Here is a 12,859-nt window from a genome sequence, read left to right as displayed (position 1 = left end):
GCTCACAGCGAGGTCACCCAGTTCCGCAGCAGTTGGGCGCCCGCGTCCCCCGACTTCTCCGGGTGGAACTGCGTGGCGCAGAGCGGTCCGTTCTCCACGGCCGCGACGAAGCGGTCACCGCCGTGCTCCGCCCAGGTCACGAGCGGCTGGTGGCTCTCGGGCGTGCGGTCGTTGGTGACCAGGGTCCAGTCCCGGACGCCGTAGGAGTGCACGAAGTAGAAGCGCTGGTCCTCCAGCCCGGCGAAGAGCCGGGTGCCCTCGGGAGCGGAGACGGTGTTCCAGCCCATGTGGGGGACGATCGGCGCCTGGAGGCGCTCGACGACGCCGGGCCACTCGCCGCAGCCGTCGGTCTCGACGCCGTGCTCGATGCCGCGCTCGAAGAGAATCTGCATGCCCACGCAGATCCCGAGGACCGGGCGGTTTCCGGCGAGACGGCGCGCGATGACGCGCTCGCCCCGGATCTCCCGCAGCCCGCGCATGCACGCCTCGTAGGCCCCGACGCCAGGGACGAGCAGGCCGTCGGCCTCCATCGCCGTGTCCAGGTCGCTGGTCAGGGTGACCGCCGCGCCGGCGCGCTCGACCGCGCGGACGGCGGAGCGCAGGTTCCCGGAGCCGTAGTCGAGGACGACGACGGAGGGGGTGGGGGCGGTCATCGGGCCGGGTGGGCGGCGGGGGTGGTTTCGAGGCTCGTCGCTAGCGCTCCTCGCACCTCAACCACCGGGTGGGCGGCGGGGGTGGTTTCGAGGCTCGTCGCTAGCGCTCCTCGCACCTCAACCACCGAGGCTTCCCTTCGTGGACGGGATGCCCGTCTCGCGCGGGTCGAGCGCCACCGCGTCGCGGAAGGCCCGGGCGAAGGCCTTGAACTGGGTCTCCACGATGTGGTGCGGCTCGCGGCCGGCCAGCACGCGCACGTGCAGCGCGAAGTGGCCGTGGAAGGCGATCGACTCGAAGACGTGCTGCGTGAGCGAGCCGAGATAGGAGACCCCCGACCCGCCCAGCTGGACGTACTGCTGGCCCTCGGGCTCACCGGTGTGGACGCAGTAGGGCCGTCCGGACACGTCGACGACGGCGTGCACGAGGGCCTCGTCCAACGGCACGGTCGCGTCGCCGAAGCGGCGGATGCCGACCTTGTCGCCGAGCGCCTGGCGCAGCGCCTGCCCCAGCGCGATCGCGGTGTCCTCGACGGTGTGGTGGGCGTCGATGTGGACGTCGCCGGCGGTCTGCACCGTCAGGTCGACCAGCGCGTGCCGGGCGAACGCGGTGAGCATGTGGTCGTAGAAGCCCACACCGGTGGAGATGTCGTGGCGGCCGGTGCCGTCGAGGCTCACCTCGACGACGACCTTGGACTCGCTGGTCTGCCGCTCGATCCGTGCAGTCCGGCTCATGCTCGTTCTCCGTTCACGTCGGTGAGTGCGGTCCGGAAGGCCGCCATCTCCTCGGGGGTGCCGACCGACACCCGCAGCCAGCCGTCCGGCCCGGTCTCCCGGATCAGGACTCCTCGCTCGAGGAGACCCTGCCAGACAGCATGGCGGTCGGCGAATCGTCCGAACAACACGAAGTTGGCGTCGGAGTCGGCGACGTCGTACCCCGCGCCGCGCAGCCAGTCCACGAGCGCGTCCCGCTCGCGGCGCAGCTCGTCGACCTTGCCGAGCAGCTCGGGCGCGTGGCCGAGCGCCGCCACCGCGACCGCCTGCGTGACGGCCGAGAGGTGGTAGGGCAGGCGGACGACCCGGATCGCGTCGCAGATCTCCGGCGCCGCGGCCAGATAGCCCAGGCGCAGGCCCGCTCCGGCGAAGGCCTTGCTCATCGTGCGGGTCACGACGAGGTTCCGGTACGACGGCAGCAGGTCGAGCGCGCTCGGCACGCCCTCGCGGCGGAACTCGCCGTACGCCTCGTCGACGACGACGATGCCGTTGACGTCGTCGTGCGCCGCGGCCTCGCACAGCGCGGCGACGGCCTCGGGCGGCAGGGCGGTCCCGGTCGGGTTGTTGGGGCTGGGCAGCAGGACCACGCTGGGGCGCTCGGCGCGGACCAGGGCCCGCGCGCCGTCGAGGTCGAGCGCGAAGTCCTCGGCACGACGGCCGGCGACCCAGCGGGTGTTGGTGTCGCGGGCGTACTCGGGGTACATCGAGTAGGTCGGTGCGAAGCTGACGGCCGTGCGGCCCGGGCCGCCGAAGGCCTGCAGCAGCTGCAGCATCACCTCGTTGGAGCCGTTGGCCGCCCAGACCTGCTCGGGCAGGACGCCGGCGGGGGTGTCCTTCGACAGGTACCAGGCGAGCGCCTGGCGCAAGGCGACGAACTCGCGGTCGGGATAGCGGTTGAGCGTCGCCGCCGCCTGCGCCGCGGCGGCGGCGATGTCGTCGATGCACGCCTGCGAGGGGCCGTAGGGGTTCTCGTTGACGTTGAGCTGGACCGGCACCTCGTCGATCGGCAGCTGGGGTGCGCCGTACGGCTCGATCCCCCGCAGCTCCTCGCGCAGGGGCGGCCAACCGGCGTCGGCCGGCGCGCTCATCGCGTCGACCGGACGGTGATGGCGGCACCGTGGCCGGGAAGGTCCTCCGCCTCCGCGAGCGTCACCACGTGGCCGGCCACCTCCGCGAGGGCCTGCGCCGAGTAGTCCACGACGTGGACCGACTTGGTGAACGCGCGCACCGAGAGCCCGGACGAGTGGCACGCGCAGCCCGCCGTGGGCAGCACGTGGTTGGACCCCGCGCAGTAGTCGCCCAGGCTGACCGGGGCGTGCGGTCCGACGAAGATCGCACCGGCGTTGCGGACCCGGGCCGCCCAGGCCGCGGCGTCCTCGGTGTGGATCTCGAGGTGCTCGGCGGCGTAGGCGTCGACGACCTCCAGACCCTGCTCCAGGTCCCGGACCAGCACGATGCCGGACTGGCGACCGCCGAGCGAGGTGGTGATCCGCTCGCTGTGCTTGGTCGCGGCGACCTGCTGCTCCAGCTCGCTCTCGACCTCGGCGGCGAGCCGCTCGGAGGTGGTGACGAGGACCGAGGCCGCGAGCGGGTCGTGCTCGGCCTGGCTGATCAGGTCCGCGGCGACATAGGCGGCGTTGCCGGTGTCGTCGGCGAGGATCGCGATCTCGGTCGGACCGGCCTCGGAGTCGATCCCGACCTGCCCCTTGAGGATCCGCTTCGCGGTGACGACCCAGATGTTGCCGGGGCCGGTGACCAGATCAACACGGGCGACCCGCCGGCAGGGATCTGTGTCGTTGAGGCCGTAGGCGAACATCGCGATCGCCTGGGCGCCGCCGACGGCGTACACCTCCTCGACGCCCAGCAGGGCGCACGCCGCCAGGATCGTCGGGTGGACCGAGCCGCCGAACTCCTTCTGGGGCGGGCTGGCCAGGGCGATCGACGCGACGCCGGCGGTCTGGGCGGGCACGACGTTCATCAGCACGCTCGAGACCAGCGGCGCGAGGCCGCCGGGGACGTAGAGGCCGACCCGTCCCACCGGCACCTTCCGGTGGGTGACCCGGGCTCCCGGGCCCAGGTCGGTGACGGCGTCCTGCTCGAGCTCGTTGGCACAGGTGGCGCGGAGTCGCCGGATCGACTCCTCCAGCCCGGCGCGGACGTCCGGGTCGAGCCGGTCCAGGGCCAGCTGCATCGCGGCGGGCGCGACCCGGATGTCGTCCACGCGGACGCCGTCGAACCGCTCGCCGAACTCGACGACCGCCTCGAGCCCGCGGGTGCGGACCTCCTCGCAGATCGCATGCACCGCCGGCACCGCGGCTTCGATGTCGAAGTCGGCACGGGGCACTGCCGCGCGGTAGTCGGTCTCGGGACCGGAGCCACGCAGGTCGATGCGGCGGATGAGGGACATACCCCCGATTCTACGGTCGCCGGCGGGGCCGCCCCGTAGGTTGGACACGTGACGGACCAGCTCCCGATGTTCCCGCTCAACGCGGTGCTCTATCCGGGGGTCAGCGTGCCGCTGCACGTCTTCGAGGACCGCTACCGCGCGCTCGTGCACCACCTCCTGCGCACCGACGACCCGGCGCAGCGCCTGTTCGGCTCGGTCGCGATCCGCGAGGGCTACGAGGTCGGCGACCACGGCAACCAGTCGCTCTACCGGGTCGGCGTCCGCCTCCAGCTGTCCGAGGTCGCGGCCCGCCCGGACGGCAGCTTCGACATCGTCGCCGTCGGCCGCGACCGGATCCAGCTCGACCGGCTGCTCACCACCGGCGACTACCCCGTCGGCGAGGTCACCGTGCTCACCGGCGGCGAGTCCGTCGTCCCCGACGACGTCGTCGAGCAGGCGCGGGCCACCTTCACCGCCTACCGGCACGTGCTGAGCTCCATCGCGGGCGACCCGCTGCAGGGCGCGCTGCCACGCGACCCGACCTACCTGTCGTGGACGCTCGCCGCCTGCACGCCACTGCCCATGGGCGAGCGCCAGCAGCTGCTGGAGACCGCGGAGACCGCCGAGCGCCTGTTGCTGGTCACCGACCTGCTCCGCGCGGAGCTCCGCGCGATCAACGTGATCACCTCGCTGCCGGCGACCGAGGTCGCCCGGACCCGCTGGTCTCCGAACTGACCGGTCGCCGTCAGCCCAGCACGCGCGCACACTCCGCCGCGACGGCCGCGAGCGGCTCGTTGCGTACGACGTCGTCGGGCCGATGGCCGTTGGTCAGACAGCTGATCAGCACCGGGGTGCCGGCGGGCGTCCACGCGAGGCCCACGTCGTTGCGCGCCGCGTAGTCGCCGGTGCCGGTCTTCTCCGCGATCCGCCAGCCCGCCGGGAGGCCCTTGCGCAGGGTCTGCCCACCCGTGCGGCTCGCCAGCATCCAGCCCGTGAGCCGGTCCCGGTCGGCGCGCGCCAGGGTCCGACCGAGGAGCAGGCGCGCGTAGCTGCGCCCGATCGCCCGCGGCGTGGTCGTGTCGCGGGTGGCGCCCGGCGCCCAGTGGTTCAGGTCCGGCTCCCACCGGGTCAGGCTCGTGACCCGGTCCCCGAGGTCGCGGGCCATCCGGGTGACCGCGTGCGGTCCGCCGACCAGGCCGAGCAGCCAGTTCCCGGCCGCGTTGTCGCTGTCGGCCACCGCGGCCTCGCACACCTCGGCGACGTCGGGCCGGTAGCCGGAGGCCTGCCACTGCACCATCCGGTCGGCGTACCCGACTCCGGTCACCAGCGACGGTGGCCAGTACGCCGGCCGCTCGAGCACGTCCGGGTCCGGGGTGAGCAGGCGGCCGTCGAGGACTGCGGCGGCGGCCAGCACCTTGAAGGTCGAGCACATCACGAAGCGCTCGTCCGCCCGGTGGGCCAGCGTCTGCCCGGTGGCGAGGTTCTTCGCGTACACGCCGACCCGACGGTCGTACCGCGCCTCGATGGCGGCGATCCGGGGGCTCATCGCAGGGCCTCGACGGCGACGGTGAAGGCTTCGGCCACGGGAGCGTCGAGCCGCTCCGCATCGGGCACCTCGGCCCGGGTCAGGCAGCTGACCAGGATCGGCACGTCCTGCGGCGTCCAGGCGATGCCCACGTCGTTCCTCGTGGCGTAGCCGCCGGCTCCGGTCTTGTCGGCGATGGTCCAGCCGGCGGGCAGGACCGACCGGAAGGGAGGGTCGGTGCGGTTGCCCCGCAGCCAGCCGAGCAGGAGCGAGCGCTCGGTCCGCCGCAGCTGTGTGCCGAGGGCGAGTGCGGCGAAGCTCGCCCCGAGCGCGCGCGGCGTGGTGGTGTCGAGCTCCTGGCCGGGCTGGTAGGTGCTGAGGTCCGGCTCCCAGCGGTCGAGGCGGCTGACCGGGTCGCCGAGGTCGCGGAACAGGCGGGTGACCGCCTCGGGTCCGCCGATGTGTTGGAGCACGAGGTTCGCGGCGCCGTTGTCGCTGTCGCGCACGGCGGCCTCGGCGACCTCCCGCCAGGTGGGCTGGTGGTCGTCGGCCAGCCAACGGCGCGTTGCGGGCGCCCAGATGTCACCGGCGACGAGCGACGGCGGGTAGCTCACCCGGCGCTCGAGCACCCGCGGGTCGGGAGTGACCAGGCGGCGGTCGAGGAGGGCGCCGACGGCGAAGGTCTTGAAGGTCGAGCACATCACGAAGCGCTCCTCCGCGCGGTGCGCGAGGGTGCGGCCGGTCTGCAGGTTCTGCGCGAAGACGCCCACCCTTCGGTCATGGCGCTGCTCGATCTCCCGGATGCCGGCCGGGTCGACGGTGGCGGCGCTGGGGGCCGCGCCGGGCGTCGAGGCGGGCGTCGGACCCGGGCGCGTCCCGCTCGGGGGACGCTCGGCGCCCGCGCAGGCGCCGGGCACGACGAGGCCGCCGGTCACGGCGAGGGCGGCGGCGCCGGCCAGCGCCGAGCGCCGGGTCAGGACGCGAGGAGGAGAGTGACGGTCGGTCATGACCGCGAGGATGGCAACCGGCGGACCGGCCGCACCAAGACGATCAGCCGCGGATCCATGCCCGATCGGTATGTTTCCCGCATGGATCTGGTCGAGGCGCTGCGCAGCTTCCGCGCCGTGGCGCACGAGCGCAGCTTCACCCGTGGTGCCGAGCGCTGCGGACAGCCGCAGCCCGTGGCCAGCCGCCGCATCGCCGCCCTGGAGCGCCGGCTCGGGGTCCGGCTGCTCGTGCGCACCTCCCGCCGGGTCGACCTCAGCCCGGAGGGAGAGCGGCTGCTGCCCCTCGCCGACGAGGTGCTGGCGGGCCTCGAGCGGATCGACCACCTCTTCGACGACGCGGGCCCGCGCCTCGTGATCGGCGTGCCCTGTGGCGTCGACCCGCGGGCGCGCGCCGCGGTCCGCCGCGGTCTCCCCCTGGTGCGGGTGGACTTCGTGGAGGGCGAGCCCGAGGAGCGGGCCGACGGACTGCGCACGGGCACCTGCCACCTCGCCCTGGTGGCGGCCGCGCCGGACGCCGGCGACCTCGTCGTGCCCCTCGGCCTGGCCCACGGGGACGGTGCGCCCGGCGAGCTGAGCCTCGAGGACCTGCGCCGCCCGGTCCGGCAGCGCGACCTGCCCGCGCGCGCCATCCACATCCGCGCCGAGGACGACGTGCCGGCGGTGCGCGACCCGCTGCGGGCCGGTGCGTTCGGCGCGGGCCTGCGTGCCGACCAGGTCCGCATCGCGACCCCGGACGCCGAGGCGTGGACCGGGCTCCACCAGTGGGACGACGTCGTGCTCGCCAGCGCCGCCGAGGCCCGGCGCGAGGGCGTCGCCTGGTCGGCGCTGCCGCGCCCCGGCCTCGTCCGCAGCTACCGCCTGACGGGCGAGCACGTCCTCGACGCCGCCGAGCGGCACGCCCTCGTCCGTCGACTCGCCGACGGGCTCGGCGGGACCTCCACCCGGCGCGATGTCGCCTGACCACGCCGCGCTCGTCGCCGAGATCCAGCGCGAGTGGGCCGCGGTGGGCCTCACCGGGTCGCTGCTCGCGCGGAACCTCGACACCGGAGCCGAGCTCGGCTTCGACGCGGACCTGGTCTGGCCGCTCGCCTCGGTCGTGAAGCTGCCGATCGCCCTGGTGGTGTACGACGCCTTCGAGCGCGGCGAGCTCGACCCCGCACGGGCCTTCGACCTCGACCCCGATGCGGCGACGAGCGGGCCCACCGGCGTCGCCCTCTTCCGCCACCCCAGCCGGGTCGCGGCGGAGGACCTGCTCCAGCTGGCACTCGCCGTCAGCGACAACGCCGCCACCGACGTCCTGCTCGACCACCTCGGAATCGACGAGGTGAACCGGCGCATCACCGCGCTCGGCTTCCCCGACATCGTGCTGCGCCACGCGATGCGCGCGATCTACGGAACCTCCGGGGCCGTCGCCGCTGTAGGGCTGGCGCTGACCGGAGGCGGCCGCACGCCGGGCGGTGGCCACGTCATCGACGAGCTCGACCCGAGCCGCGCCAACGTCGGCACGGCGCGGGTCCTCGTCGACCTCCTCGCCCGGGTGTGGTCGGACCAGGTGGCGAGCCCGCCCGCGTGCGCACGCCTGCGGTCCGCCCTGGGTCGCCAGCTCGTCCGGCACCGCTTGGCGGTGGAGCTGGTCAGCGACCAGGTGCGGGTCCACTCCAAGACCGGGACCTTCCTGGACCTGCGGCACGAGGTCGGCGTCGTCGAGATCGGCGGGGAGCAGCCGCAGCGGGTCGCGGTCGCCGTGCTCACCCGCTCCGCCATCCCGGCCGCGGTGCAGATGGAGGCGGAGCTCGCGATCGGGCACGCCGCCCGCCTGGCCGTCCAGGCGGTGCGCGCGCGCCGTACCCGAGGGGAGACCTGATGGCGAAGCGGAAGGCGTCCGCAGCGACACCCGCGACGGCCGCGCTGCGTGCGGCCGGCGTCGCGTTCACCGTGCACGAGTACGACCACGACGCACGCGCGGCCTCCTACGGCGAGGAGGCGGCCGCGGCGATGGGGGTCGACCCGGCCCGGGTGTTCAAGACGCTGTTCGCCGACGTCGACGGTGCGCTCGTCGTCGGCGTGGTGCCGGTGGCGGGCCAGCTCGACCTCAAGGCGCTGGCACGCGCCGTGGACGGCCGCCGGGCGGCGATGGCCAACCCGAGGGCGGCCGAGCGGGCCACCGGGTACGTCGTCGGCGGGATCTCCCCGCTCGGGCAGCGCAAGGCGCACCCCACCGTCGTCGACGACTCGGCGCTGGCCTACGACACCGTCTTCGTCTCGGCCGGGCGGCGCGGGCTGGAGGTCGAGCTCAGCCCTGGGGAGCTGGTGCGCCTGACCGCGGCGCGGACTGCTCCGATCCGGCGCTAGCGTCCTCTCCGGCGGGCGGCACCGGCAGCGAGACCATCAGCACGAGATAGCCGAGCAGGGCGCCCACGGGCCAGGCCAGGTAGGGCGTCCATCCCGCGACGGCGAGGCTGCCGGGGAGCCGGTCGCCGACCGCGTGCGAGGAGAGCAGGCTGGCGGGGTCGGGCGGGCTCAGCCACTCCCCCACGAGGGTCATCGCCAGGGCACCGAGTCCCGCGCCGACCACGACCGCGACCACCCCTGCGAGGGCGTGCTGCCGCGCGAACCACCCGCCGACGAGGCCGAGCAGCAGAGCGAGCGCGAAGCCCACCACGACGTAGGTCGCCGTACCGCTGAAGTCACGGGTGATGCCGGGGTCGAAGGGGTCGGGATACCACGCCTTGCCGGCCTTGGTCTCGTAGACCCGACCCTGGGTGGCGGGCCCCCACCAGACCCACCACAGCCACCCGCCGAGGGCGCCCAGGAGGCCGCCCAGGACGGCCGGCCCCGCGAGGGCCGCCCAGCGCCGGGCCGTCATCCGGCCAGGCACCCCGGGCCGAGGAGCTGCTTGAGGTCGGCGAAGAGCGCGGAGGAGGGAGTCACCCGCAGATTGTCCCCCAGGCGCATGACCTTGGTGGAGTCCCGGCTCAACAGCTGCAGGCGCACCTCGGTCAGCCCGGCGTGCGTGGTCAGCACCTCGCGCAGCTGCTGGACGACCGGGCCCGTGCACCGGGTCGAGGGCAGACTGATCACGACGGGGCCGTCGCTGCGCTTGTCGAGGTCGGGGACGGTCACCTCCTGGCCGCGCAGCTGCGCGGTGTCCCGCTCGGTGTCGAGCTGACCGCGGACGCGGATGATGGCGTCCTCGGTCAGGTAGGGCGCGGCCAGGCGGTAGCTGCTTGGGAACAGCAGGACGTCGATGGCGCCCTCGAGATCCTCGAGCGTGACGGTGGCCCAGGGGTCGCCGTTCTTGGTGATCTTGCGCTGGATCGAGGTGACCAGTCCGGCGACGGTGACCGTGGAGTTGTGCGGGCGGTCCTCGTCGGTGACCAGCTGGCCGATGGTGCAGTCGGTGCCCTGCGAGAGCACGTGCTCCAGGCCGAGCAGCGGGTGGTCGGACACGTAGAGCCCGAGCATCTCCCGCTCGTGGCCCAGCAGCGTCATCTTGTCCCACTCGTCGATCTCGGGGATCGCGACGCTGACGCCGAACCCGAGGCCCGCGCCGTCTTCGCCGTCGTCGCCGAGACCGGCGAAGAGCGAGTCCTGCCCGATCGCCTCGTTGCGCTTGATGTCGACGTACTGGTCGACCGCGGTCTCGTGGATCGCGACGAGCGCCCGCCGCAGGTGCTTCATGTCATCGAAGGCGCCGGCCTTGATCAGCGAGTCGATGACCCGCTTGTTGCACACCGTGACCGGCACCTTGGACAGGAAGTCGTTGAAGTCGGTGTAGCGACCCTCCTCGCGGCGGGCCGCGACGATGCCGTCGACGACGTTCGCGCCCACGTTGCGGATCGCGGTCAGGCCGAAGCGGATGTCGCGTCCGACGGCGGTGAAGTCGTGCGCCGACTCGTTGACGTCGGGTGGGAGCACCTGGATCTTCATCCTGCGGCACTCGTTGAGGTAGATCGCCATCTTGTCCTTGTCGTCCTTCACGGACGTCAGGAGGGCCGCCATGTACTCGGTCGGGTAGTTGGCCTTGAGATAGGCGGTCCAGTACGTGATGACGCCGTACGCCGCCGAGTGCGACTTGTTGAAGGCGTAGTCGGAGAACGGGAGCAGGATCTCCCAGAGGGTGTCGATCGCCTTCTGGGGATAGCCGCGCTCGAGCATGCCGGCCTGGAAGCCGGCGTACTGCTTGTCGAGCTCCTCCTTCTTCTTCTTGCCCATCGCGCGGCGGAGGTTGTCTGCGGCGCCCAGGGTGAAGCCGGCCAGGACCTGGGCGATCGCCATCACCTGCTCCTGGTAGACGATCAGGCCGTAGGTCTCCCCCAGGACCGGCTCGAGCGCCTCGGCGAGCGCGGGGTGGATCGGGTCGATGGGCTCCCGGCCGTTCTTGCGGCGGGCGTACTTGTTGTGGGAGTCCGCACCCATCGGCCCCGGTCGGTAGAGCGCGCTGACCGCGGTGATGTCGGCGAACTGGTCGGGCTGCATCGAGCGCAGCAGGGCGCGCATGCCGCCGCCATCGAGCTGGAAGACGCCGAGGGTGTCGCCGCGGCCCATCAGCTCGTAGGTCGCCCGGTCGTCGAAGGGCAGCTCCTCGAGGACGACGTCCTCGCCGCGGTTGGCCTTGATGTTGGCCAGCGCGTCCTCGAGGATGCGCAGGTTGGACAGGCCCAGGAAGTCCATCTTGACCAGGCCCAGCGACTCGCACATCGGGTAGTCGAACTGGGTGATCACCGCCCCGTCCTGGGGGCGGGCCATGATCGGCACGATGTCGATCAGCGGCTCGCTGGACATGATGACGCCGGCGGCATGCACGCCCCAGTTGCGGATCTGGCCCTCGAGACCCACCGCGGTCTGGTAGATCGTGCGGACGTCGGGGTCCTGCTCGTAGAGCGCGCGGAACTCGCCGCCGTCGTTGTAGCGCTTGTGCTCGGGGTTGAAGATCTCCTTCAGCGGGACGCCCTTGCCCATGACGTCGGGCGGCATGGCCTTGGTGATCTTGTCGCCGATCGCGAAGCCGTGGTCGAGCACGCGGGCGGCGTCCTTGATGGCGGCCTTGGCCTTGAGCCGGCCGAACGTGGCGATCTGCGCGACCCGGTCGGCGCCGTACTTCTCGGTGACGTACTGGATGACCTCGCCGCGGCGCGCGTCGTCGAAGTCGATGTCGAAGTCGGGCATCGAGGGGCGCTCGGGGTTGAGGAAGCGCTCGAAGAACAGGCCGTGCTCGAGCGGGCACAGGTCGGTGATCCTCAGCGCGTACGCCGCGATCGACCCCGCGCCCGAGCCGCGGCCGGGACCCACCCGGATGCCGTTGTCCTTGGACCAGTTGATGAAGTCCGCGACCACCAGGTAGTAGCCGCAGTAGCCCTTCTGGGAGATGACCGCGAGCTCCATCTCCACGCGGTCCCTGACTGCCTCGGTCAGCGCGTCGCCCGGGTAGCGCGCCTCGATCCCGCGCCAGACCTCCTTGCGGAACCAGGACTCCTCGGTCTCGCCGGCGGGCACGTCGGCGCGCGCCATGTAGCCGCCGGTGGACTCGGTGAACTCCACCGAGCAGCGCTCGGCGATCGCCAGGGTGTTGTCGCAGGCCTCCGGCATGCCGAAGCGGTCGGCCCACAGCTCGCGCATCTCGGCGGCGGACTTGATGTAGTAGCCGCCGCCGTCGAACTTGAGCCGGTTGGTGTCGGAGAGCCGCTTGCCCGAGGCGACGCAGATGAGCGCGTCGTGGGCCTCGGCGTCCTCGGGGTTGTTGTAGTGCGAGTCGTTGGTGGCGATCGGCGGGATGCCGAGCTCCTTGCCGAGGCGCAGCAGGTCGTCGCGGACGCGCTTCTCGATCGCGATGCCGTGGTCCATCAGCTCCAGGAAGACCGACTCCCGGCCGAAGATGTCCTGGAGCTCGGCGGCCTCGCGGACCGCCTCGTCCCACTGCCCGAGGCGCAGCCGGGTCTGGATCGCGCCGCTCGGGCATCCGGTGGAGACGATGATCCCCTTGCTGTGCTCGGCGAGGATCTCCTTGTCCATCCGCGGCTTGTAGAAATAGCCCTCCAGGCTCGAGCGGGAGGAGAGCCGGAACAGGTTGTGCATGCCCTCGGTCGACTCCGCCCACATCGTCATGTGGGTGTAGGCGCCGCCGCCCGCGACGTCGTTGCCGCCCTCCTCGGCGGCGTCCGCGGAGTTGCTCTGCCCCCAACGGACGCGGCGCCGCTCGCCGCGCGGCGTGCCGGGGGTGATGTAGGCCTCGATGCCGATGATCGGCTGGACGCCGTACTTCTTGGCCTTGGAGTAGAAGTCGTAGGCACCGTGGAGGTTGCCGTGGTCGGTCATCGCGATCGCCGGCATGCCGAGGTCGTTGACCCGGGTGAACAGGCCGTCGAGCAGCGACGCACCGTCGAGCATGGAGTACTCGGTGTGGACGTGCAGGTGGACGAAGTCCCCGGCGTCGGCAGCCATCGGCGGTTCGGCTCTCCTCAAGGGCTGTGCTGGCAAGCGGGAAGGCGGTCGCTCGGGGAAGAGGACCAAGCGTACG

12 protein-coding genes are annotated in these 12,859 nt (G+C 72.7%); 4 read left to right on the top strand and 8 right to left on the bottom strand.

The window, feature by feature from the left end; translation table 11 throughout:
* Positions 1-2 precede the first annotated feature (2 nt).
* The 4 genes from hisH to hisD form a co-directional block, all read right to left on the bottom strand.
* Positions 3-653, bottom strand: a complete 651-nt coding sequence (hisH, locus tag ACJ5H2_RS08695) for an imidazole glycerol phosphate synthase subunit HisH (protein ID WP_408899171.1) — start codon at positions 651-653, stop codon at positions 3-5.
* Positions 654-770: 117 nt separating this feature from the next.
* On the bottom strand, positions 771-1,385 hold the full coding sequence (gene hisB, locus ACJ5H2_RS08690) for an imidazoleglycerol-phosphate dehydratase HisB (RefSeq protein ID WP_408899170.1): 615 nt from the start codon (positions 1,383-1,385) through the stop codon (positions 771-773).
* Positions 1,382-2,512 carry a histidinol-phosphate transaminase gene (locus ACJ5H2_RS08685; RefSeq protein ID WP_408899169.1) on the bottom strand — a complete coding sequence of 377 codons (1,131 nt, stop codon included), beginning with the start codon at positions 2,510-2,512 and terminating at the stop codon, positions 1,382-1,384. The genes hisB and ACJ5H2_RS08685 overlap by 4 nt, the downstream gene beginning before the upstream one ends.
* The gene (hisD, locus tag ACJ5H2_RS08680) at positions 2,509-3,831 is read right to left on the bottom strand and encodes a histidinol dehydrogenase (RefSeq protein WP_408899168.1); all 1,323 of its coding nucleotides are present in this window, start codon (positions 3,829-3,831) and stop codon (positions 2,509-2,511) included. Before hisD ends, ACJ5H2_RS08685 begins: the two co-directional genes overlap by 4 nt.
* A 48-nt stretch (positions 3,832-3,879) precedes the next feature.
* Between hisD and ACJ5H2_RS08675 the strand changes: the two genes are divergently transcribed.
* Positions 3,880-4,545 (top strand): LON peptidase substrate-binding domain-containing protein, encoded by a 666-nt coding sequence (locus ACJ5H2_RS08675; protein ID WP_408899167.1) that lies wholly within the window; start codon positions 3,880-3,882, stop codon positions 4,543-4,545.
* 10 nt (positions 4,546-4,555) lie between these two features.
* Here the strand turns inward: ACJ5H2_RS08675 and bla (ACJ5H2_RS08670) are convergent, their stop codons facing one another.
* Both bla (ACJ5H2_RS08670) and bla (ACJ5H2_RS08665) read right to left on the bottom strand, forming a co-directional pair.
* Entirely contained in the window at positions 4,556-5,356 is an 801-nt protein-coding gene (gene bla, locus ACJ5H2_RS08670; RefSeq protein WP_408899166.1) for a class A beta-lactamase, read from the bottom strand.
* The gene (gene bla, locus ACJ5H2_RS08665) at positions 5,353-6,342 is read right to left on the bottom strand and encodes a class A beta-lactamase (RefSeq protein ID WP_408899165.1); all 990 of its coding nucleotides are present in this window, start codon (positions 6,340-6,342) and stop codon (positions 5,353-5,355) included. Before bla (ACJ5H2_RS08665) ends, bla (ACJ5H2_RS08670) begins: the two co-directional genes overlap by 4 nt.
* Before the next feature lie 81 nt (positions 6,343-6,423).
* Here bla (ACJ5H2_RS08665) and ACJ5H2_RS08660 point away from each other — a divergent pair, with 81 nt between their 5' ends.
* From ACJ5H2_RS08660 to ybaK, 3 genes are read left to right on the top strand one after another with little or no spacing between them, the layout of a single operon-like run.
* Entirely contained in the window at positions 6,424-7,302 is an 879-nt protein-coding gene (locus tag ACJ5H2_RS08660; protein WP_408899164.1) for a LysR family transcriptional regulator, read from the top strand.
* A complete protein-coding gene (locus tag ACJ5H2_RS08655; protein ID WP_408899163.1) occupies positions 7,292-8,206 on the top strand; it encodes a serine hydrolase in 915 nt (304 codons plus the stop codon). Before ACJ5H2_RS08660 ends, ACJ5H2_RS08655 begins: the two co-directional genes overlap by 11 nt.
* On the top strand, positions 8,206-8,694 hold the full coding sequence (ybaK, locus tag ACJ5H2_RS08650; RefSeq protein WP_408899162.1) for a Cys-tRNA(Pro) deacylase: 489 nt from the start codon (positions 8,206-8,208) through the stop codon (positions 8,692-8,694). The genes ACJ5H2_RS08655 and ybaK overlap by 1 nt, the downstream gene beginning before the upstream one ends.
* Here the strand turns inward: ybaK and ACJ5H2_RS08645 are convergent.
* Positions 8,636-9,208: a hypothetical protein gene (locus ACJ5H2_RS08645; RefSeq protein ID WP_408899161.1), complete on the bottom strand. Its 573-nt coding sequence runs from the start codon at positions 9,206-9,208 to the stop codon at positions 8,636-8,638. The two genes, ybaK and ACJ5H2_RS08645, sit on opposite strands and share 59 nt — an antisense overlap.
* Complete coding sequence (gene dnaE / locus ACJ5H2_RS08640; protein WP_408899160.1) at positions 9,205-12,783, bottom strand: DNA polymerase III subunit alpha; 3,579 nt, start codon at positions 12,781-12,783, stop codon at positions 9,205-9,207. Before dnaE ends, ACJ5H2_RS08645 begins: the two co-directional genes overlap by 4 nt.
* Between the last annotated feature and the right edge of the window lie 76 nt (positions 12,784-12,859).

The sequence above is a fragment of the Nocardioides pymetrozini genome, assembly GCF_046058985.1.
Classification (GTDB): domain Bacteria; phylum Actinomycetota; class Actinomycetes; order Propionibacteriales; family Nocardioidaceae; genus Nocardioides.
This window is presented reverse-complemented; position numbering and strand designations above follow the sequence as displayed.

Bases quoted from the DNA above. Each gene is read 5' to 3' on its own strand.
- hisH (WP_408899171.1), bottom strand. From the start codon at position 653: ATGACCGCCCCCACCCCCTCCGTCGTCGTCCTCGACTACGGCTCCGGG.
- hisB (WP_408899170.1), bottom strand. From the start codon at position 1,385: ATGAGCCGGACTGCACGGATCGAGCGGCAGACCAGCGAGTCCAAGGTC.
- ACJ5H2_RS08685 (WP_408899169.1), bottom strand. From the start codon at position 2,512: ATGAGCGCGCCGGCCGACGCCGGTTGGCCGCCCCTGCGCGAGGAGCTG.
- hisD (WP_408899168.1), bottom strand. From the start codon at position 3,831: ATGTCCCTCATCCGCCGCATCGACCTGCGTGGCTCCGGTCCCGAGACC.
- bla (WP_408899166.1), bottom strand. From the start codon at position 5,356: ATGAGCCCCCGGATCGCCGCCATCGAGGCGCGGTACGACCGTCGGGTC.
- bla (WP_408899165.1), bottom strand. From the start codon at position 6,342: ATGACCGACCGTCACTCTCCTCCTCGCGTCCTGACCCGGCGCTCGGCG.
- ACJ5H2_RS08660 (WP_408899164.1), top strand. From the start codon at position 6,424: ATGGATCTGGTCGAGGCGCTGCGCAGCTTCCGCGCCGTGGCGCACGAG.
- ACJ5H2_RS08655 (WP_408899163.1), top strand. From the start codon at position 7,292: ATGTCGCCTGACCACGCCGCGCTCGTCGCCGAGATCCAGCGCGAGTGG.
- ybaK (WP_408899162.1), top strand. From the start codon at position 8,206: ATGGCGAAGCGGAAGGCGTCCGCAGCGACACCCGCGACGGCCGCGCTG.
- ACJ5H2_RS08645 (WP_408899161.1), bottom strand. From the start codon at position 9,208: ATGACGGCCCGGCGCTGGGCGGCCCTCGCGGGGCCGGCCGTCCTGGGC.
- dnaE (WP_408899160.1), bottom strand. From the start codon at position 12,783: ATGGCTGCCGACGCCGGGGACTTCGTCCACCTGCACGTCCACACCGAG.